This window comes from Mesorhizobium sp. WSM4816, assembly GCF_055811535.1.
On the sequence record NZ_JBVVQR010000046.1, the window covers coordinates 18356 to 40638 of the forward strand.

General features: G+C 58.8%; 15 protein-coding genes. 13 read left to right on the forward strand and 2 right to left on the reverse strand.

The window, feature by feature from the left end:
- Nucleotides 1-496: 496 nt before the first annotated feature.
- From AC0L3H_RS29515 to AC0L3H_RS29575, 13 genes are all read left to right on the forward strand, one after another.
- The gene (locus tag AC0L3H_RS29515) at nt 497-970 is read left to right on the forward strand and encodes a hypothetical protein (RefSeq protein ID WP_473587824.1); all 474 of its coding nucleotides are present in this window, start codon (nt 497-499) and stop codon (nt 968-970) included.
- 74 nt (nt 971-1044) lie between these two features.
- A complete protein-coding gene (locus tag AC0L3H_RS29520; RefSeq protein ID WP_473587825.1) occupies nt 1045-1728 on the forward strand; it encodes an N-acetylmuramoyl-L-alanine amidase in 684 nt (227 codons plus the stop codon).
- Between the two features lie 182 nt (nt 1729-1910).
- A complete protein-coding gene (locus AC0L3H_RS29525; protein WP_473587826.1) occupies nt 1911-4721 on the forward strand; it encodes a S8 family serine peptidase in 2811 nt (936 codons plus the stop codon).
- Nucleotides 4722-4773: 52 nt separating this feature from the next.
- Entirely contained in the window at nt 4774-5757 is a 984-nt protein-coding gene (locus AC0L3H_RS29530; RefSeq protein WP_473587827.1) for a DNA/RNA non-specific endonuclease, read from the forward strand.
- A 91-nt stretch (nt 5758-5848) separates the two neighbouring features.
- On the forward strand, nt 5849-7090 hold the full coding sequence (locus AC0L3H_RS29535; protein ID WP_473587828.1) for a S8 family peptidase: 1242 nt from the start codon (nt 5849-5851) through the stop codon (nt 7088-7090).
- 28 nt (nt 7091-7118) lie between these two features.
- Entirely contained in the window at nt 7119-8489 is a 1371-nt protein-coding gene (locus AC0L3H_RS29540) for a S1 family peptidase (RefSeq protein ID WP_473587829.1), read from the forward strand.
- Between the two features lie 65 nt (nt 8490-8554).
- Nucleotides 8555-9616 carry a hypothetical protein gene (locus tag AC0L3H_RS29545; protein WP_473587830.1) on the forward strand — a complete coding sequence of 354 codons (1062 nt, stop codon included), beginning with the start codon at nt 8555-8557 and terminating at the stop codon, nt 9614-9616.
- Nucleotides 9613-9888: a hypothetical protein gene (locus AC0L3H_RS29550; RefSeq protein WP_473587831.1), complete on the forward strand. Its 276-nt coding sequence runs from the start codon at nt 9613-9615 to the stop codon at nt 9886-9888. Before AC0L3H_RS29545 ends, AC0L3H_RS29550 begins: the two co-directional genes overlap by 4 nt.
- 176 nt (nt 9889-10064) lie before the next feature.
- The gene (locus tag AC0L3H_RS29555) at nt 10065-11204 is read left to right on the forward strand and encodes a trypsin-like serine peptidase (protein ID WP_473587832.1); all 1140 of its coding nucleotides are present in this window, start codon (nt 10065-10067) and stop codon (nt 11202-11204) included.
- Between the two features lie 16 nt (nt 11205-11220).
- The gene (locus tag AC0L3H_RS29560; protein ID WP_473587833.1) at nt 11221-12531 is read left to right on the forward strand and encodes a hypothetical protein; all 1311 of its coding nucleotides are present in this window, start codon (nt 11221-11223) and stop codon (nt 12529-12531) included.
- Nucleotides 12524-14917 carry a DNA/RNA non-specific endonuclease gene (locus tag AC0L3H_RS29565; RefSeq protein ID WP_473587834.1) on the forward strand — a complete coding sequence of 798 codons (2394 nt, stop codon included), beginning with the start codon at nt 12524-12526 and terminating at the stop codon, nt 14915-14917. The genes AC0L3H_RS29560 and AC0L3H_RS29565 overlap by 8 nt, the downstream gene beginning before the upstream one ends.
- Nucleotides 14918-16515: 1598 nt before the next feature.
- Entirely contained in the window at nt 16516-17898 is a 1383-nt protein-coding gene (locus AC0L3H_RS29570; RefSeq protein ID WP_473587835.1) for a YcaO-like family protein, read from the forward strand.
- Nucleotides 17899-17931: 33 nt separating this feature from the next.
- The gene (locus AC0L3H_RS29575) at nt 17932-20031 is read left to right on the forward strand and encodes a BTAD domain-containing putative transcriptional regulator (RefSeq protein WP_473587836.1); all 2100 of its coding nucleotides are present in this window, start codon (nt 17932-17934) and stop codon (nt 20029-20031) included.
- On the opposite strand, the gene AC0L3H_RS29580 is transcribed toward AC0L3H_RS29575, so the two are convergent.
- Entirely contained in the window at nt 19993-20409 is a 417-nt protein-coding gene (locus AC0L3H_RS29580) for a hypothetical protein (protein ID WP_473587837.1), read from the reverse strand. The two genes, AC0L3H_RS29575 and AC0L3H_RS29580, sit on opposite strands and share 39 nt — an antisense overlap.
- A 29-nt stretch (nt 20410-20438) precedes the next feature.
- The gene (locus AC0L3H_RS29585) at nt 20439-22064 is read right to left on the reverse strand and encodes a peroxidase family protein (protein ID WP_473587838.1); all 1626 of its coding nucleotides are present in this window, start codon (nt 22062-22064) and stop codon (nt 20439-20441) included.
- Nucleotides 22065-22283 lie beyond the last annotated feature (219 nt).

A 22283-nucleotide genomic window follows, 5' to 3' on the forward strand; every position in this document is an offset into this window, starting at 1 on the left:
GATGGAAAGCAGGTTACGCTTGATTGTAATAGTCGGAGCGTCTCGACCCTGGCGCCCGCGCCGCCCGAGATTCGGCGCTCAACGAGAGCAAGGTACAGGCATTTCGCCAGGCCGTCGCGAAAGGCGCGGTGCGGACTGACGTTCTGACCCAGTCCTGGCACAGCGCCGGTGATAGCCACGTCAGGCATAGCCATCGCGTCATCATCGGGCAGAAGGTGGCATTCGAGGATAAGTTCGTCAGCCCGTCTGGCGCGCTCCATCATGGGTCTGGAGCTGCGGGTCAAGGCAACGCCGGACCAACTGGAGAGCGACGCACAAGTAGCCCGACGTCGGCCCGTTCTGCCGCCATCACCGCTCCCTTGCAGGTAGCATCGAAAATTCGTGATTCCCACATCTAGTTTCTCCCGGCCTCAAAAAGCTGTCTGGCGGCGGAGAAAATCTTTCTCTACGATCAAAATGTCAGTGTTTTTGCGGCTGTAAGCAAGCTGAGGGGATCATGGGAAACTTCTCCAAGTTGAGTCTGACGGTTTTTCTCGGTTCAATCTCCGCACTGATCCTTCAATCCCGGCCGGCTTTTTCCGCGAATGTTCTCGAAAATGCTGTCGAGTCCGCTCAGCCATGTCAATCTCTCAAGGTAAAAACACCGCTGGGTTCGGTGGGCGTGGACAAGTTCGGGGGAACCAGCATCGGGAATGCTGAGATAGTCGTGAATGGGGATGTCGCGTCCGCGAAAGCGATCGCAAGTCTGACCTGCAGGACTTCCGACAACGCTTTCGTGCAAGGAGATGCTTCCGCGACGTTCGAACTTGATGTCGAGATGAATCTCGCAACATGCAAGATCAGCCGACTGGAATTCCGGATTACCGAAACCGGTGGCACGTTCGGAGACGTCATCGACGTGTTCAAGGATGAAATAGCAGGGGCTCTACAGGCCAAGATAGCCGGCGAACTCGCGAAGTCCTGCAGCTAGCAAGCCTCCTGAGTTTCACGCTGGGTTCACGCGGTGTGTGGAAATCCGGCACCGTGATTGAGCAGGAGGCTTCAATGGCTGATCCCCGGACATACATTTTTGACTTTCCTTCGCGCGGAAGACCCAATCCGCATTCGATTCCCGAGGAGTGGTATCCAGGCGTTCAGGAATTCTGGCCGAGCTGCACATCCTCGAGAATCTTCGACGCTATCCTCGGCATCAAGGCAGTCGTGATTCACGCAACTGCAGGCGTCAGCTCTGCCGGCGCCATGTCTGTCATGCGGGACGGACATGCCAGCTTTCACTGGCTGGTGCCTGATGAGAATGAGCCGGAGCACGGGCAGATCGCATGGGCGTGCGCGCCCGAAGCACGCGCTGCCTGGCACGTCCGGAACGACAAGAGTCATCCGCAGGTGAACGGTGGTGCGACCAGGGTCAATCACTGGAGCCTGGGCATCGAGGTTGTGAATGCCCAGAACGGAGCTGGCGACCAGTTCTCCGACTGGCAGGTAGCCGTCACCGCAAAGATCGTCCGGTACTGCTGGGCCAAGTACCCCAACATCGAGACTGTAGTGTCGCACGCCGCACTCGATCCGGAGCGCAGAAGCGACCCGGGGCGCCACTTTGACTGGGCGGGCTTCAAGGCACAGGTGCTGTCGGCGGCCGCAACCGAAGTCTCCTCGAGGTTCGTTGCAAGAGCGATCCCAATGGCAAAGCTTCCGCCGAGCCAGGTCACTGACTGCTGTGCAGGTTTGTAACGTGATCAGACTTGTCCAACTGGCGAGGCCGGCGCGCACGGTACCTCGTCCGGGACGGAGTCTTGACCTCCAATGCGGCTCCGTCCCTCCCCGGGGAACTGGCAGGGCGATTTGGATACGGCAAAGGACGAGGTGGGACGCGTGCGTTGTCGCATGTCCGGCCACCGGCAGAGGAGGCCACATTGAAAGCTGACGAGAACAAATATCTAGAGTTCCTAACTGCGGCTGCCTCGGCTGCGCGGTCGGCCAATGAAAGTCTCCTGACCCCCGGAATTTTACGGTTCACGTTTGAATACGCCAGGCCCCCGAACCCGAAAACCGAGAGAACCCGCATCGCCCGTTTGATCAACGGGACAGGCTTTGAGTTTTTCAACCTGCCGCCTGGCGAAGACCCGCTCATCTACATACTTCAGTTTCCGGGTGTGCCCCGTCTGCAGTCCGCCGGTTTTCTCTTTGAGGTGGCGCAGCGCCTGACCGACGACCTGAAACTGAAATCCTGCGTGCCTGACGTCCATCCGGGCTGGTTAGCCGGAGATGAACTTGACCGTGCTGCGCCGGAATCTGTTGGTGGCATTGTCTGGGCTCTCTGCAAATCCGACGCAACACTGCCAGTGAAGCCTGCATGGGCAGTCAGCGCCGTCAGAGCCGACAAGTCTTGGGCCAAATTTGGAACCCGGGGACAGGGGATCCTGATCGGCCAGCCAGACACCGGCGTGGCAGATCATCGTGAGCTCGACAACGCTCTAGATCTCAACAAGGGTACAGACATCCTTGCAGGCGGCGGCAAGCCGATCGATCCGCTTGCCTCTTCGATGTCAAACCCCGGGCACGGCACTGCAACGTCGAGCGCCGTCGTCAGCCGCACCTCACTTAAGATTGCAGGATCAGCTCCCGACGCAACTCTTGTACCCGTCCGCTGCATAAACGCGGTCGTTATCGGGGGAGGGTCCGCTGTTGCGGCCGCTATCGATCACGCCAGGCTTGCGAAATGCGACATCATCACCATGAGCCTTGGCGGTCCGATCGAGGGCGCTGATCTCAAGCGGGCGATCGAACGCGCGGTAAAGGCTGACATGATCGTGCTTGCCGCAGCGGGCAACTGCGTCCCGTTTGTTGTATATCCCGCGTGGGACAGGAACGTGATTGCGGTGGCGGGGACCGACGAGCACGACAAGCCGTGGAAGGGGTCGTCGCGGGGGCGGAAGGTCGATATTTCCGCACCAGGTGAAAATGTCTACATCGCCCGGCGCGACAAGACCACCGATATGGACAAGTCGCTCGTCGAGCCTGGCCAAGGTACCTCGTTCGCGGTCGCAATCACCGCAGGTTGCGCAGCGCTCTGGCTGGCGCACTTCACGCCAGCACTTGTCCGCAAGGAGGCCGAAAAACGCGGCATCCCTGTTCAGGAGCTTTTCCGGTCTGCGGTGCGCAAGACGGCACGCAAGCCCTCCGGCTGGAATTCACGGTCAATGGGTGCGGGCATTGTCAATGCCGAGAATCTGCTGGCTCTGGCTCTCTCCGATATTCCGGCTCCAGTGGAAGTCGAAAGCGCAAATCCCGGCAACAGCGTTCTTCAGTCCGTCGCCGATCCGGGCCGGTTTGTTGCGGAGGCTGGCTATCTGGAGGCCGCCCGTGCCCAACGCGCCCTTCCGGGGCGCCTTGGTGCCCTTGAGAGCGCAATCGGTCCGGCTCCCAGCAGCGCGCTCGCGGCCGCCCTGCGCAAGTCAGGCGCCAAACGGCACTTCGCCGCTGCGCCTTCTGTCGTCGTCTCTCCACTGACCCCCTACATCGGTCCGGAGGATGCGCTGCGTTTTCTCGCCGGACACAAGTCGGGCAGCGCAGAGCGTGGCGGAGGCCTCAGCGAAGCTGCAGTCCGCTCCTATCTCAAGGGATCCGGCCGCAAGGAAATTCTTGATGGTTTCGAAGCCAGGCTGAAGAAATACGATCCTGCCAGGGACAGAAGCCCGGCTGTTTCCGAGCTCAGGCGTGAGGTGCTGTCCTGCGCGGAGGAAGTGGCAACGGGCCTCGCCAGGGGTGCCCGCACCAGCGCGGACTTCCACGGCTCGGCAAGAGTTGCGCTGGAGGCTTTGGTAAAGCTTACCGGCAGGCCTGCACTTCGGATTACCGATGGGATGATCGATCCGGCCGATCCGCAGATCGAAGCCTGGGCAGGCGATCTTGGACCGGCGCGAAAGGCGCTGAAACCACTGGTGGATGCCGTTGGCAGGATTGATGTCGAAGTCGATGGCGAATTCCATCATGTCGGCACAGGGTCGGTGATCGGAAAAGGTCTCCTCATGACCAACCGGCACGTCATCGAAGTATTTTCGGAGCCCATGCCGACTAGGGGTCGCAAGCCAAAATTCCTGCTCAACCTTCCGGTGTCGATCTGTTTTGACGAGAAGGGAAAGGATCCCACACGGCGCTTCAAGGTGAAAAGCATTGTCGCCGCGGGGCCGACACCGATCGGTCCCTATGCCGACGTGTCCAAACTGGACGTGGCAATTCTCGAAGTCGAGACAAGCAACGACGAAGGCAAGGCATTGCCGGTCGCCTTGCCTTCCGGAGCGCTGGTGTCGGAACCTGACGGGAAGAAGACCCTTGTCGTTATAGGTTATCCAGCGAAGCCGTCACTTGAGGGTGCAACCGACCCGGCAACAGGGGAGGTCTCAACAGCCATCTGGGACAGGCTCTGGGAGTTGTTCCAGAACGACTACAGCCACAAATATCTCAGCCCGGGTGAAGTAGCCCTCGGGCCTGGAGAGATTGCCGGCGACGCCCGTCGATGGGCGCTGAGCCATGATGCGACCACTCTTGGAGGCGCCTCCGGCTCGCCGGTTGTCAGTCTCGGCGCGCCGTTTGCGGCAGGTGGTTTGCATTTCGGCGGCCAGCCACTTCGGCAAAATCTGGCGCACAGCCTCTTCGCGATACGCACGGCGGTCCAGTCCGAAAAAGGTCTGGTCGATCTTTCAGCCTTCGGAGGCTTTATTTGAAGCCTCTGTCGCTAGTCAGCTTGCAAACGGAACACGCCTGAAGGGGGCAGAAATGACTTCACACGAAGGACCGAAAAAAATCGACCTGGACTACCACCCGCGTCTCGCCAATCTCAAGCGTGTGCTTCCCCTCCACCCGGCAAGCAAGTCGGCGCTGGAGCGAACTTCAGCGGTGGCGGAGGCTGCGGCGCAGCTGCGCATATCACCCCCCGAAAAGTTCAGGGGGCGAGTCGGATATTCGCCGAATTTTCTGGAGGGCTTCAGGGTCGATTTCCCCAAACCAAAAGGGGCACAGGCGCGTGATGTCACTCCGGTGGGCGCGGACAGGGAAGGACGACTCCACTACCACCACTTTTCAATCGTGGTGTCAGCCTCTCGGCGCACGGCGATGTTTACCGCTGTCAACATCGCGGGAGCGCGATCGGTAAAGGTTCCACGCGACGGCGACACATGGTTTCTCGACGGGCGGATACCGGTCGAGGCACAGATAGGCGAAGATCTCTATGCAGGAAATCGCCTCGACCGGGGACATCTTGTAAGGCGCGAGGACCCCAACTGGGGCGAGGATGCCGAAGCAGCGAACGAAGACACTTTCCATTTCACGAATTGTGCTCCGCAGATGGATGTCGTCAATCAAAGGACTTGGCTTGGCCTCGAGGAGTACCTCCTTCAGAACGCCAGGGCCTGGAAGGAATCCTGCAGCGTGTTCACAGGTCCGGTCTGTTCAGAATCGGACCTACGCTATCGCGACGTGTCTATCCCCAAAGCCTTCTGGAAGGTCGTGGCGTTCATTTCGAACGAGGGAAAACCATCGGCGACAGCCTATGTTGTCGAGCAGGACCAGGAGCTTTCCGGCCTTGAGGCAGCCTTCGGCGCATATAAGACCTATCAGCGTAGTGTGAAGCACATCGAGGAGATTTCCGGAATCTCTTTCGGTCCCCTTGCCAGCTATGACGGCTTTTCGAATGAGGAAGATGCGCAGGACGGGCTTACGATCTCGTCGCGCATCAAGACGCTGTCGGACATCAGGGTCTAGATCCGGAGCTTGCACTTATTTTGGGCTGCCGGCGGGGGTTTCGGCAGTCCATCGATGAAGAAAGTGGAACACCTGACGAAAGGAAGAGACGATGGCCGGGAAATTCAAGCTGGACTGGGTTGTAGTCAAATCGCGGGCTCCCGAAGCAGGCAGATCCGGGCTTGAGAGCCGTCGAGCCGGGCGGGATCCGCACACCGAACTCACGGCCGGCACTGCAGGCGCAGGGGCGAAGAAACCGAGGGGCGGTGCGTTCGACGTCAGCACGGAAAAAATGTCCCCGGGCGAGACTGAAGAGGTTCGTCAACAGAAGGATGTGCTGGGCGTTGTGCCCAAAATGCCGATTACTCTCATCCGGTCGCTCGCCTCGGCGAAACCGAAGGCAAAACCGGCAAAGACAAGCTGGGGTGTTGAAGCCGTCGGGGCCACTTCAGGCGAAGCTACGGGTGCCGGCGTCGTTGTCGCTGTCCTCGACACAGGTATCGACCCGAACCATCCGGCCTTTGACGGCGTGGAGCTCGTCACCCATAACTTTACCAAAGACAAATCCGGCAAGGACACCGACGGCCACGGGACTCACTGTGCCGGCACGATTTTCGGCCGCGATGTCGATGGTACCCGGATTGGAATTGCCAGGGGGGTAACCAGGGCCTTGATCGGAAAGGTCATCGGCGAGGATGGCGGATCGACTGAGTCGATCGTTAAGGCGATCCAGTGGGCCCAGTTGAATGATGCCGATGTAATCTCGATGTCGCTCGGGATGGACTTTCCAGGGTACCAGAAAATCCTGATGGAAGAACACGGATTGCCCGCGATGCAGGCAACCTCAATTGCTCTCGCCGGGTATCGCTTGAATACGCGACTGTTCGATGATCTGTCGAAGGCGACGGTCGGTCACGGCGGCCTTCTGGCGGGCTCAGTAGTTTGCGCGGCAGCAGGCAATGAAAGCGACCGTCCGAACTATTCGATTATCGTTGCTCCCCCCGCCGCCGCTGAGGAATTCATGTCTGTCGCCGCGCTCGGACCCGGCAAAGGAAAGGATTTTGTCATTGCACCCTTCTCGAACGAGGGAGCACAGGTCGCTGCTCCCGGCGTGGAGATCTGGTCGGCAAGAGCCGGTGCAACGGATCTGGTAGCGATGAGCGGGACCAGCATGGCGACACCGCACGTTGCCGGCGTGGCGGCGCTCTGGGCGGAGTGGCAGCTCAAACAAACCGGTAAGGAAAGTGCCGCCGGCGTCATTGATCTTATCAGGAAAGACTGCGTCCCGCTCGGCCCGGCGATAAGCGAGCGTGACGTGGTGCACGGAATGGTCCAGGCGCCGCCGCCGAAGTGAACTTGCTGCGTCGGCCGGGGGTACCACCATGGTAAAAAGACTGAAAGGGAAGAATGCCGGCATAGCCAGGATATTGGCTCTGGAAGGCAAAGATCACGTGGGCATGGGCATCCTGGTTGATGCGGGACACGTAATCACCTGTGCCCATGTCGTCAATGCAGCACTTGATGTGGAGGATATCTATCAGCCGGTGCGCGCCCCCGACACCGCGCGTGTCCGGCTGACCTTTCCGATGATCGCTGCAGATACCATTCTGCAAGCAGCCATCGTGGGCTGGAAGGGACCCGGGGACGCCCCGAGCGACGACATCGCAATACTGAAACTTGAAAAGAGCCCGCCTGAAGAGGCTGGCTTCGCGTTACTGGCTGATGTCACGTCAGTGCCTCTCGATGCGGATCCGCTCGGCGTGTTCGGTCTTCCTCCCGGCCATCGCGTCGGTTACCACGTCGATGCGAGATTCATGGGGTCGACAACTGCTGCCTGGGTGCAGATCGATGGTGCCAATGAGTCCGGTGCCTTCATAGAACCCGGCTACAGCGGAGCTGCTGTTTGGGACACAGTCCACAAGGCCGTCGTCGGCATGGTTGTTGCGCGCAATGTGTCGAAATCGCAGCGCATCGCATACATGATCCCGACGGCGGACATCCTGAGTGTCGCCCCGGATCTGCCTTTCGAAACGCACAATCTAACGCCCTCATTCGGGCGCGTCTGGACGCTTTACGCGGCTGCGGTTTTCTTTCTTATCCTCAGCCACTGGGCAGTCGACCGGGGCATTGAATCATTCCGCTTCTTTTCGATTGGCGGTGCCCACAAACAGCTATCCACGTTCTGGGGCATGCATGTCGTGGCTTTCTTCCTGCCGGCTCTGCTGGTGATGTTGATAGCATTTGCTACCGCATTTCGCGAGCACGACTGGTGGATGCGGGTCCCCTCATTCGGGAGTTTCGAGACACTGCCACGACCTGCTGCCGGCCGCGTCGCAGCTGCGCTTGGGATTATCGCGTTTGTTGTTTTGCCACTGGCCGCTCAGGTGCACTTCATCCGGCAGTTCCATGACGAAGGCTATGTCTACATTTATCCGGCACGGTTTGGCTATGACGCAGCCGGGCTGAGGGCGACGGGACAGCTCTGCGACACAGAAAGTGTGCATCTGTGCACTCACCCCGATGCCGGCCGCTATTCGCTCGTAAGTCCGCAACCTGGAGCAGAAGGCAGCCGCTGGAGCAATGCCTATCACTACGGTGACAGAACCGACTCGGCTGATGGATCGACAACATTCTTTCCGATAGTCCAGCCGATCTTCATTGCCGCGATGTCCAGCCTCTCAATATTCCTTGCCGGCATCGCGCTCGTTCGCATTTTCAGACCGGCAAGAAGCAGCCGTCCACTCGATCGTTAAAGGTCCATCAGTCCCGGCTCCCAATGGAGCCAGGTCGCCCTCCACGTTTCACGAAGGAAAAGGTGATGGCACACAGGCCCGGGAAGAGGAATAGCAAGGCGGCATCCGAGGCCGCCCTCTGGAAACTACAGGAGGCTACGGCCAGTCAAGCACTTGATTTCGCCATAAGCTTCCTCGGCTGCCGCAAGGGGGCCGGCCACGACGAGGCGATCGACAGCACTGCTAGGGCACGTCTGCTGGCGATCCTGCGCGCCGTATCAATTGTCGAGAGCCGCCACGGGACCACCGGCAAGAACCAGCCGGCGCGCGATCCCATCCAATGCGGCAACCCGAAGGACACATGGTGGCAAGAATTCACGGGCCAGCTCGGCAACGGTTCGCGGTTCGTCCGTTTTCCGGACCTCGGCAACCTCTGGGCAAACGAGCTTGGCGATGCCGCCGAAAAAGATGCTGCTTTCCTCCCCGCTGCCCAACGGAGCCTGCTGGCCAAGCTGAATGACGGCCACGAGAACGCTGCTTTCGCCCCGGCGCACAGCTATTTGTGGGGCACGCTCTATCTGATCCATCGCATTAATACGCATGCCGGCGACCGCAGCTACCAGTGCGGTGACCTCTCTCGCGATCGCCTTGTCGACGGCGCGGTTACCTATAATGGCGGCGGAGTAGCCGACTACCGGGAAAGGCTGGTCAAGGCGCTGGCCGAGTTCGGCGATCCGCTGGCCACAGCATTCCCGCTGAAACCACCGGGTCAGGCCGATCTGCTGGCCCAGGCACTGGCCGGTGTGCGGCGGTCCGGCCATCCGGTCGCCCGTGTGGAAGTAACCTATCTCAACTCGACCAGCCTTGCCTCGGTAGCCGTGGATTTCTGTGCACTGGCTGCGCAGGCGGAAACCAATTTTGGCCACGGAATGCCGTTCGGCTTCGAAAAGGCGATCGGGATCGAGATTGCCGCCCTCCCTGACGAGCTGGCACTGCACCAGAAAGTCCCCAATGCCAGCGAGGCGAGCATCTGCGGGACAGTCGCCAGCAAGATCAAGCGCACCGATCCCGAGTTTGATGCCCTCGTCGAGAACCTCAACCCGGCCATAGTCTCAAGAACGAGGAAGGCACCGGTGCCGACCGCATGATGTGGCCGCGTATGAAAACAGGGCTGGACGCGCTGGCGGTCCTCGTGGCTGCAGAGTGGCCGGGCTTCAAGCTCCGCGTGACCGAGGCATGGGACGAGAACGACGAGCACCACGGCAACTCGCTACATTACGAGGGGCGTGGCGCCGACCTCACCACCGATCCGCGCGATGGCGCCAAGCTTGGGCGGCTGGGGCGGCTAGCGGTCGATGCGGGGCTTGACTGGGTGTTCTTCGAGGACAGCGCCCATGTGCATGTGTCGGTGAAGAAGTGACCGGGCATGGCCAGCGTCGGACTACGCGCGGTCACCTTGACGAAAATGTTCCTGAATACACACCCAGAAGTTCACAACTCTATCAGATAAAAAACGGCTCCTCTTACGAATGCAGTAGATTCACGTCATATTGTGAAATGCAAAATTTTCGCCAAAGGTGCCTGCCGGGGTGGAATTTGACACTTGCTGCCAAAGACATAGACAACCTGGTTCCGCTGCTGAGTGACACACTTGATAACGCAGCCGAGCTCGACCGCATTGTCTACACTTCAACCGGTGACCGACTGTTCAAACAGTATGTCAGCGAAAACGCGACCCTGGACGAGGCATTGTTCCAGTTGCTGACGCGCCTGTCTGCGCGTGGCATCGAACGGAAGGTCCTCGGCAAGATCTATCGCGACAGACCTGGGCGCGAGGATGTCAGGAATGCCGTTGCTGCAGCGTGTCCCGAAGCTGCGGCTGAACCACCATTGCCAACCGCACCGGTGCTGAGTCAGCGCGCTGGCGTGATCGAGCAGGGCGACGACGCTCCGGTCAATGCCTATGCGCCGGCTCTTGAGCGCAACGTCCGGCCCTATCTTCAGACGCTCGATCTTCACGTCTGGGTGCAGCGACTTGCCCGGATCGAGAACCAGGTCTGCCGGATAGAACATGACGGCAATGCAGTTGGCACCGGCTTTCTGGTGGGGCCGCAGGCACTACTCACAAACTGGCACGTGGTCGAGGAGCTTCCCCGGGATGATCTTTCCGGCCTGTGTTGTCGTTTCAACCATGTGCGGCTGAGCAACGGGACCCGGACGGAAGGCCGCGTGTCAAAAGTTCGGAAAGATGGACTTGTTGATTTCAGCCCCTATGCAGAGGGTGAGGACAAGCCGGTCCAGGGCATGGCCTTGCCAACACCGGAAGAGCTGGATTACGCCCTGCTGGCGCTGGCAGAACCGGTAGCAGACGATGTGCTTGACGCGGGCGCGCGCCGCGGCTTTATCAAGCTTACCGGCAAAGCGTGGAGCCTCAAGGCCAATGCCCCGCTTCTCATCGTACAGCACCCGGACGGGGCGCCGATGAAACTGGCCATGGATACCCAGGCGATCCTTGCGCTCAATTCCAACGGAACCCGGGTCCGCTACACTACCAATACTGACCGTGGCTCGTCCGGATCGCCCTGCTTCAGCATGGACTGGGACCTTGTCGCCTTGCATCACAGCGGCGATCCCGCCTGGGGTACCCCACAGTATAATGAGGGAATTCCGATTGGCCTGGTTCACGACAGGATCGTCAACAAGGGTCACGGCCCAGCAATACAGGCTGACCCGTGAATTCTGATGGCAATGTATGACCGGAAAAATTCCGCACGAGTTGCTGGAGCCGCTGGCTTTCGCCATTGCAGCGGCATTTGATACCCGGGAGCTCGACCGCATTGTTATGAAAACAACGGGCAAGGGTCTGTTCCAGGCTTTTGCCAAGGGCGAAAATCAGACACGCGAGACGATGGCCTTCGATCTGGTCAAGCGTCTCGACGATCTCGGTACTCATCTCGTCGTTCTCAGCGCAATGCTGTCCCTCAAAGCAGGAGACAATCAGCTTAGGGACCTGATTGGCCGTGCCTGCCCGGAAGCTCTTAACGACCTGCCGGACACTGCGAGCCAAGTCAGGGACATCATCAAGGGAACTGAAGAGATCAGGCTGCGCATGGACAAGGACGCCGTGCGATCAGAAATTGCCAGGGCAAAGACGGAACTGAAAGGGGTCGCCGAGGCGCTTGTCCTGCTTGACGTCTACAAGAGGCTGCACGACTGCCTCCACCAGCTTCAGGTCAGGCAGTACCACAGCCTCAGGGCGGCGGCGCGCGACTTTCCGACCGATGCGCTTCGTCAGGAAATGCTGCAGGAATACCAGGCTCAGCTCAGGAACGCCTCGGTCACAATCGAAAAGCAGATCAAGCGAATTGACAATCCACAGCTCAAACCGATGGAAAACGTCTGGCACGTCGAGCTCACGGACGCAATCAAACGCCTCCAGTCGGGCATCGATCAGAAAAGCAAGGAGGAAACGCTTCTCGCACTGCGCGACATCAAGGGCACGATGCGGCGCGTCCCCAGCCATCTCAACAAGCAGATATTCCTGATGGTGGAAGGGATCAGGCTGGATGTATTTTCAGGTGTTCTGAGGAAAGTTGCCGAGGCAATCGGAGCTCAAAACTCGGAAATCGAGAAGGCGCACAGCGCAATCCAGATCGTGCGTCCGACAATCGATGCCAGAGTGGTCGAGCACAAGAGGTGGCAGGACGCGGACAATTGCATCGCCGCACTGGACGAGCTTTTCGATCGCAAAAAACCACAGGAAGAAGACGAATTTCTTCCTTACTGGAATGACGCCAAACGGCGTGTGACGGAGCTTGCCGCGTTGTCGCCGGGCCAAGAATGGTCGACCAATGTTGGCAGATATTCCGAGGCAATAGATCAGGAAATCGAGCGCGAGGGTGACGATGGTGCCGGGCTCAAGCGAGCGTTCGGCGACTATTGGCGCGAAACCCGTTTCCAGTTCCTGGTTGTCGACACCGAGCTAAAATCGGAATGCGAGGCGCTGGTTGCAATCAGCGACCCGATAAAGGCTGTTCTGGCGAGGCTGGATGATAATGGCTGAGGGTTTCGAAACACTGGAGGCGCTGCGGGAGGCTCATCTTGCCTTCATCAGGAGCGCCACCGCTGCGAAGGACACCACGCAAGGACTGGATCCGGGCCAGGTACGTGCATTTCGTGAAAAGGCGCGGCAAACCGGAACTCGACTTCATGACGAATTGGAGCGTGAGGCGGCGCAGCGCATCCTGGATTACTGGAGCGCCGAGCTGCTCGCGTGCCGGGGCATCAGTCAAACCGATTTCAGGCCAGCACGACTGGCAGAGCCCGCAAGAGATGGCATTACCGCACAGTTCGATTTGCGCGAGGCAGACGATATTGTGGATGCAACCGCTCAAACGGGGGTTCCGTCGGGCCGGCATGTCATTCGACTTTTGGCACAGTCGAGGCAATGGCGCGACGCCGGCGAAGATGAGGGCTACCTACTTACCGGCGTAGCTCTGGAAGAGGCTGCCCAATATCGCAATCGCGATGACGACATAGACCGGTTTGTTGCTGCCAGCCAGGCCAATGAGGCCGCAGCAATCAGGCTGGCCAGCCGCAACAAGAATATCATCATAGGCCTGCTTTCAGTTCTTGCGATCCTGGCCTGCGTCGCAGCCGGCCTTGCCTACTACAAATCAGAGGTGGCTGAGCAGGCGCGGCAGATTGCCCTGGAAGCAAAGTCAAATGCCGATCAACTTCGCGTGAAAGCCGAGGAGGCGAGGCAGCGCGCTGAGGAAGCGCGCATAAAGGCCAACGACGAGACGGAAAAGGCGCAGAAGGAAGCGGCGGAGCTCGCTGCACTGATTTCCAACAATACAGAGCAGCAGGAGCAGTTCGCGCAAGAGCGCAGGGAGCTCACGGGACAGCTTGTTGACGCATTTGACTACATTGAAACGCTTGCCAGAAACAACACGATCACACCGGATCAAGTCCCGGAGGAACTCAGGGAGCTTGTATTTCCGCTTCTCGGCCTTGGCATCAACGGCTACCACAAGGACTTCCTGGACGTTGACCTGCCGATGCCGGCCATGGGAGATGCGCTTGCTGCATCGGCCCTGAACCACGGCAAGCCGACAGCGTACCCGAACTACAGCATTATCACCAGTGTACCGCGTCGCATGCCCATTGTTACTGCAAGCAATGTGGATCGCGCCGCTCTTCAGCGCTTCCAGAGATACGGCGGGGGCTTCGATTTCGATCCGAGGATCGAGCGCCGCTACCAAGCCCTGCCTTCATGGTTTGAAAACAATTCTCTCGACCGGGGTCACCTCGTAACACGAGGAGAGATCGCATGGGGTCCATTCTTCGGTTCTGATCCCGGAATGGCCTCGAGGCGTCTCGCCAGGGCGATTGATGTCTATACCAACGCCACGCCACAGTTCGATGAATTCAACCGGCATACGTGGCTAAGGCTAGAGAACTGGGTTTTGACACAACATAACCCGACGGCCCGGCGAATAACCATCTTTTCGGGGCCGGTATTCAGTCCGCTTGACCCCGTGGATTCAGGAGTGCAGGTGCCGCAGTTTTTCTGGAAAATCGCGGTGTCACAGGATCCGCAGCGCACAGACCGTCTGATCGTGGACGCTTTTCTCGCTGAGAATGTTGACACTGGTCGGCAAAAGGACACGGCGTTCACGCCGGAGCTTTTCCGTATATCCGTCGCCGAGCTTGAAAGGCGCACGGACCTCGATTTTCCGACAGTGATGCATGTCGGCGAGTTGCCGCCGCAAAGCATCACCTTGGGCGAGTTGCTGGCTTCGCGTGTGGGCGACCTGAACTCGGAGTCTCAGGACGTTCGACGTGAAACCGAGGACGCAATAGCCGCGGCGCTCACCGACAAGGAATTGTCAGCAAGCGACCAAAAGTTGATTGTTGCACCGCTCGTGAAAATGGCTGGCGACGCATCGATGCGGGCACTTACCGCACAAGGTCGCCTGAGCCTGCTGTCCGCTCTCTCCAGCGTTCCCGCCTCCAGGTGGAATGACGATGGGTGGATCGATCTTAAGGCAAGTGCAAGGCGTGCTGTTGGAGACCTGCGCCTACGGCAAATGGCTGGTCAGGTCGAGGTGGGACCTCCCACCCAGAGTCATCTGGATGATCTAGTGTTTTCTCTGAGGATTCAGCCCCCGGCCAGTCAGAAAGTCTATCTGCAATTTGGGACGACCTCCCGAGAGCGGGCAATCGAGGTCAGCCAGGCATTGAAGGCGGTCGGGTGGGTGGTTCCCGGTGAGGAGCGGGTAAAGGCCTCAATCGATCCGGCCGAGGTTCGTTATGACCCCGAAGATGAGGTAGACCAGAAAGCGGCTGAACTGCTCGCCGCCGACTTGCGTGCGCTTGGACAGGAGGCAAGCCCAAAAGCCATAACTGATATCCACGCCGGGACGCTGGAGGTTTGGTTGCCCTGACGCTGGCGGAAGTCAGCAGGCTCAGGGGCGGCGGAAGAAACATGGCGCCAGACGGTCCTGAATAGAGAGTTCCATCCGGGGATATTGCACCTCCAAATGACGCATCCGGCGCGCCACCTGACAGGACAACCGTCCCTTATTGTCTGAACGACCGTGAAGGCCGAGCGGCCAGCTGCTGCTGTCCCCGTCCGAGCGAAATCTCCGTTGGCTGCATCGGCAAATCCCGGTTCGGCACGTCGTCCGCTGGATTCGAAACCCTCAAATCTTCTTGAGTTCGGCGGAAACCCATTATTGCTGACGTCATAGTCGAACCGGCTCGCCGGTGTGGAAGGTCTGCGCCGGACTCATCGTACGAGAGCCATCTGAAGCAGTCGAAAAACAGTGTCGATCCGCTTTCCCCAAGATATGGTATGATGAGCCGGCGATATCAACCCTTCGAGCAACGCACCGTTGTAATGTCGTAGGTGCCATGGTGAGACGAACCCCACGGAATTCGCATCCACATCTCGCCGGCGCACCCGTAAGGGTGTTTGCCCGATGTTTGCCCCCACCACGGCAACGGAGAACCCGTCATTGCCGATCGGCCAGTAGCCGGTTGTCCTGGATTCAGGTTACATTCTCAACCCTGATATCAGGTGCAGGGACGCTGCTCGAACCCCTTGACCGCCAGCCCGCAACTCCGCCATCTATGAGAAGATTGCGAAGGGCAATTCGGCTGCTTTGGCTGCGCGTATGGACGATAGCCAGCAGTCCTCGAATGCAATGTCTCGATGGTTATCTCCGCTCACGCCGTCAAGATCAATACAGGCTGCGATGGCAAGAAGCTTTGAATTGCCATGCGGGCTAATGGCTAATGGCGAATGGCTCTGTTGCCTGCTGGATCTATTATAACGGGTTCGGGCGCAGCCAGCAGGCTGCCGAGAAGATCATCCCTTTCGTCCGGGATGATGGCGGCCAGATCTTGACCGCATGCTTTCTCCTCTGTGCTGGCCGGAGCATCACATGTGCCCAGGACTTCCAGGGTCTTTCCGACAATCCGCGTGCGGCTCCCGAGACCTCTAATGACGACGGGGTGCAGACGTAGGAGTTCCAGTCTTTGAGACATTCAAACGAAGCCGAAAACTGGTTGTGCTTGCGGTGTCCGATTGTCGACGAGAAGCTACAGGACGTCACCCGGAGCAAGAATGATCGGCTTGCGCTCGGACAGGTTGGAGGTCCGGTTGGCGATTTGCCGACCCTCCGCATCGTAACCGGGTCCCCGGGGCGTCCCGTACAATGTCGCGGCAGGCGACGGATTCACTGAACAGACGAATAGCAAACCGGAAAGGGGAGCAACGAGCCAGCGCAAACGATTTTCCGTCGCGAACCTAGTTGCGAAGTAATTTTTGTAGCATACAGCATCTTCGGAACCTGCGCGATGTGACGGAGAAGTGCTTTCCGGAACGTATGGGAATATTTCGTTAAGCAATGCCGGAGATCAAACGACAGAAGGAATGAAGCAGTATACGCGGCGTTCATCGCGGCCCTCGTGGGCGGTCGCGGGACGCCGGCTGCTGCCGTAAGGTGCGTGCGAAGTCTGGGTGAGGGTCTGCTCTCTGATGTCTTTCAACGTCACAGGCGCGAACGAGGTCACGACTGTTTTCGGGACCGCCGCGGATATTCTCGAGGAAAGAATTTCGGGTTCAGGCGAAGCTTTTGACCGGGCGCACCGGCTTCTCCAGCTTCTGTCCTACTCCAGCCCGGACGACGAAGCGGCACCGGATACCGCGATGAACCGGAATCGCATTTGCCTGCTGCGGGCGGCGTCGGCCTTTGGGGGCGTATTCCGGCTCCGTTCGCGCAATGCCCCCGGACTGTTTTCTTTTGGTGGCAGTGTAAGTCCAGGCGCCTGTTCGGCGTCTGGCGGCCAGCAACTTGCCGCTAGCCTCAATGGTGCCGGAGATACGGCCCAGGCGGCCTTCGAGGCGTGTATCGGCGAGGGGGTAGAGTATCTCTCCCAATTCAGGCGCGGTGACGATGAGCTGGTAACAGGTACATTGCCGGATATTGATCCCTGGAATGACGCGCGCCTGTCAGAACGTATGAGGGAGTGGCTAGGGTTGGACAGAGCTGACCGGCATACCGTCATCGAATGGATTGCTGGAGAGAGACTTTATGACAACCAGACCGGGCTGTTGCCAGCCGATCTTGTGTTGCGCAATCCAGGGCACAGCGACAATGCGCAGTATCGCCTCGGCGTCGGAAGCGGTTGTGCCGCCGCGCCATCATGGACGGGTGCTGTCACGGCGGCACTTTTCGAGACCATCGAAAGGGACGCTGTCGCCCTGTGGTGGAAAGGCGGTCGCGCTGGCAGGCCGCTGGCCATGGAGCGTCTGTTTGATATGGGATCGATCGATTTGCTCGTCAGCATCAGACAGGGATGTGACACTCGTGTGACAACGCTGATCGACATCACCAGCGACATCAACGTTCCCTGCATTGCAGCAGTTTCTTTCAACAGGGAGGCGGAGGGATTTGCGACCGGTTTTGGTTGCAATCTCGATCCGGCAAAAGCGTGCCGGTCAGCGCTTGTGGAACTGTGCCAGATGGAGCTTGGTCAGGAGGTCGTGGCGCTCAAACGCGAAAGAACCGGCGCCGAAATGTTGAATGATCACGACCTCAGACAGGAGCACCGTGCCACCGGTATTGCGCCGGACCAGACCTGTTTGCTTGAGGGTCTTGCAGGACCCGTCTCATTTAGTGCCAAGTTGGCGGACGGTGACGCCAGCGCATTGCAGGAAACACTCGAAAGACTCGCCGGCCACGGCTACGACGCATTTGCAGTGGATCTGACACGCCCCGAGATTGGCATACCTGTGGCGCGTGTTGTCGTGCCCGGCCTGCAACCTTATCCATCAAGCTTTGTCAGTTCCCGTCTTTCGTCAGCTCCTCCGCAAGCGCGAGACAAATCTCCCTATTCGAACGGAATTGATCTATTTTAGCAGTGACCGGGAAGTGGCCATGGGGATAGTGGAATGGTCGACCGCAGCCGGCAGGGTCTCGAGAAGGCAGTGCCAGGTAACAGGACAGAAAATGCTGGGCCACTGCGGCTGACCACTTTGGGCAAGCCTGCGGTGGCATATCGCGATGCTGAAATACCAATAGTAAACCGGAAATCCCTGGCGTTACTGGCCTATCTCGCAAATACCGCGCATGGCTCCGAGAGTCGTGAGCGTCTCGCCGGCATCCTCTGGAGTGAATCGAGTGAGGAAAGGGCGCGAGCCTCGCTGCGGCAGACTGTCGGAGACCTGAAGGCTTGCCTCGGCATTTGCGACAGCACACCGTTCGTCGCAGACAGATTGAACCTTTCGCTTCACCTGCCAATGGTTGAGGTCGACCTGCACAGGATTCGCGATCTGCTCGCCGCCGGCATCATCGATCCGATGTTGCTGGAGCGCAAATATATCTCCGAAAGCTTTCTTGCCGGGTTCGAGGATCTGGACCCCGCCTTCAGAACCTGGCTGATGGTGCAGCGTCAGTGTCTCCATGACGAGTTTGTGAGATATCTGGAGGACATGATCGCCGCGCAACCCGAGCTCGTCATCCTCAAACGTCTCGGGCTGGCGCTGCTTAATCTTGATCCAACCCACGAGGGGGGGTGCCGGGCAGCGATGGAAGCGTCGGCACGTCTGGGTGACACCGCGGGAGCACTACGCCTCTACAAGAGCTTGTGGGACGTCCTGGGAGACGATTTCGATTCCGAGCCCTCGGAGAAAACACAGGACCTGGTTCTGGACATCAAGATGGGGCGGGTATCACCTCCCCGGGCGGCCGAGTTGCCTCGCGGATGGGAGCCCGGGCTTCCGCCGCTTGCGATTAATCAGCCGCTGCTTTTGTTTGTCGGCGTCTTCGATATCAGCGCCGGAAGCCCGCTTGCGGAAGCGTCAATGCGCATCTTTCGCCGCGAGCTTGTCGCCTCCCTGGTGCGCTTTCGGGACTGGGGCGTTGTCGAGCTTGAAGGGAGTATACCGGTCGATATTCATCGACCTGCCTTCCTTATAGAGGCTACGAGCTTCGAGGACCAGGGACGGCTGCGATTCGTTCTCACCCTCAAGGATGTGACAACAGGCCGCTTTATCTGGAGCGAACAATGTTCAATCGAGGCAACCGGCTGGTACCAGACGCAGCAGCAAATAATACGACGCATTGCAATTGCGCTTGACGTCGGTATGTCGTCATCAAGGCTGGCCCAGATTTCCAGCATCCCGGATCTGTCACTTGACCAGTTCGACAAATGGCTGAAGGGACAGGAGCTGATTTTCAGGTGGCGGCCACCGGACGAGGCCAAGGCTGAAATGCTCTTCCGGTCGATCGTCGCAGAAGCGCCCGATTTTGCCCCGGCCTATGCCGGGATAGCGGGCATCCTGAATTCACGGCACCTCATATTTCCTGGCATCTTCCGGAACAGCGAGGAGCATGCCGAAGCGCTCGGCCTTGCCAAGAAAGCAGCCCAGATCGACCCTATCGATTCAAGGACGCAACTTCATCTGGCTTGGTCGCATGCGATGAACGGGATGCCGGAGCGAGCCTGCATCAATTTCCTTCTCGCCTGCGATCTCAATTCGAACGATCCTTGGACGCTGGTGTCCTCTTCACTTGGCCTGGCGTATTGCAACGATGCCGAGAACGCCAAGCGTTTGTCGAGGCTGGCGCTTGATATCGGCCTTGGCGTCTCAAAGCTTCATTGGGGCTATCAGGCGGGTGTGAGGTTTGTGCTCGAGGACTTTCCGGGGTGCATCGAAGCCGCCGAACTGGCCGAAGACAGCCTCTTCTACATCGGCGGATGGAAGGCGGCCGCACACGCCTTGACCGGCGAGCTCGCTGCCGCTAGGTCCGAGTCAAAGAAGTTTGTGTCTCTTATCCGTTCCAACTGGTTCGCGCCGCAGGAACCTGACGACAGCGAGGTGGTGCGATGGCTGCTGCATTGTTTTCCGATAGCCGGCACCCCCGCGCTAGAAAATCTGCGCCACGGTCTTGGGCTTGCGGGATTGCCCGTTCCGCAAGCCTGTCTCCCGATGCCATCATTGACTTACGGATCAGCGACAGCCACGAATGGTGTAGTCGGCGATGCGTGAATAGAAGAAGCTCTCACGGTCGAACTTGTCCGGATCACTGCTGTCGGGATTGTTGAACGTATCGAGGTAAAAGTCCGGAATTCCGTAGTCGAGGAATCCACCCTTTTCAGTCTCGAGCTGCTTCTTCGATTGCGTGACCTGGTTGTTCGGAGGCAGGCGCAAAAAGAAGACGTGGTCGTAACCCTGGACGATCTGGATCTCCTTGAAGCGGGCGGGAACGTCGACCAGTCCAGCCAGCTGCTGTTTGAACTCGGCGAGATCGCGCGGTCGTGAGCTCGGGTTTTGCGCCCATTCAACAACCTTTTTCCCGGCTTCCTTGAAGTTCAGGATCTTCATTGGCTCAGGAAGCACCTCTGCATTGTCCACAGGATCCGGCATGCTACTTTCTCCTCGGTTGATGGTGTGGTCTACGTTGAAACGAATGTCGGGGCGGCCTTTTCGAGGCCGAGAATACGGGCTGTGAAAAGGACGATTTCCGGCATGGTTGAAGGCATTTTCCCGTGAAACAGTGCCCGCAACAGAAGAGCAGTTCGCGGATCATCCTCGATCTTATCCCTTGTCGCTGTGAGCTGAGCGGTGAAGACGTCGCCCACAATGACCGAGCCAAGGGTTCCAAGGCTGCAGCCATTCGCCTCTTCCGCAGCCTCGTAGAGAAGCCAGAAAAGGAGCGGCGGATTGCCGGAAAGATGATCAAGTTCGGCCGGCGAGAATTCGACACTGGAATTCTCAAGCCACTTGCGGAGTTGCATGGACGGCCATTGTGAAGACAACCCTCCTGCAATCTTGAGGTCGGCCGGAATGGCCTTCAGCATGGCAGGTACAGTAAGCAGACCGCCAATGGTTCCCCGAACAAGGTCCTTGAACAAAAGGCCGGAATGATCGGGGTCGGGAAGTCTGGCCCTGTCCTGCGCGGACAGACCGCCGAGGTCCGCCGTGTCGAGAAGGATACAATCCGGGCCGACAAGCGAGACGTCAAACTCGGCATCCGTCATCAGGACATCATTGAAAGACGGTCCGATCCGGCGGCTTGGCTGGGGCCTCGAGTCACCGATCTGGAAGAATCTCGACCAATCGGCGATCCACTGGATGGACGGTGGAAATTTCCATGGGCGAACCGAAGAGCGGATTTTCAGAACCTCCTCGATACCTTCTCCCTGGGGATGGTCCCCGTTGAAAACATACGCCATGCGCACCATTGAGTGGCCGAGGCGGTACGCGGCGTGTGAAAACTCGACAGGAATACCCTCGGATGACGTGTCGACCAGCGGTGTGAATCTGTTTGCGCGATACCTATCCAACACTGCATCGGAAAGCAGGCGCGGCAACAGGTCGTTCAGCACAACACCACGATAGAGCGCAGTGGTCACGCGGCGCGCGTTCTCAAAAAGGTTCAGCCCTCGGGAACCTGCCGGATCAAACGCTGGCATGTCGGGCAGAGCACGCAACGCCGTCACCACTGCATTGTGGAGGTGATGAAACAGGGCAGTCATCTGGGCGATGACAGCGTTGTCGTCGTTGCGCTGATCGGGGATGAGGATATCGGGCAACCCCACCACCTTGGCGCCACTCAGATCCATTTGCTGGAACCGCGGAATGTCGCGATGCGGATAAGGACATTTGGCCGGAGATGCCGGAACCGTGTTCGTTGCAACGGATCCGGTTCGTAACATCGTCCGGAATCCCTCGGTACCAACGGGCAGTTCGTATAGAAACTCGCTGAAAACCGGGCCTTCGCCATAGAGCGCGTCCAGCATCAGCGAACGCTCCCGAATGTTTCTGCGGCCGTATTCAGGAGATGTCAGAGTGGCAACGGAGACAGAGTTGCGAATGATGTCGTGCGCCACGAACTGCGCGAGATATGTATAGCCGGCCGGAACGTCCGGATTGAAATTGTGAGCGTTGTCGGAAGGGGTTTTATCGTTGAACGTGTGAAGCTCTGCCATTCGCCGCATGAGCTTGCCAAACATCACCTGGGTATCCCAGGCGGTTTCCAATCCGGAATACACGTCTTCAGGGCTTGCCGTTCCCACCATGCCAAAGTTTCTGAAGGCGCCATGCGGAGACGCCGCCCCCGCCCCTGTAACCAGTATTCCGGGGATAGCCTCTGTTGCCGCCCTCCTGGTCAGGTCGGCGAGACTTGCCCGCCCGATTCCCCTATGCCCCCCCCACATTGGCCACCCCCCAAAAAATAGCCCCCGGCCCAAATTTGAAAGTAATTTTTGTTTTATATTATTTTTTTTTTTTTTTTAAAA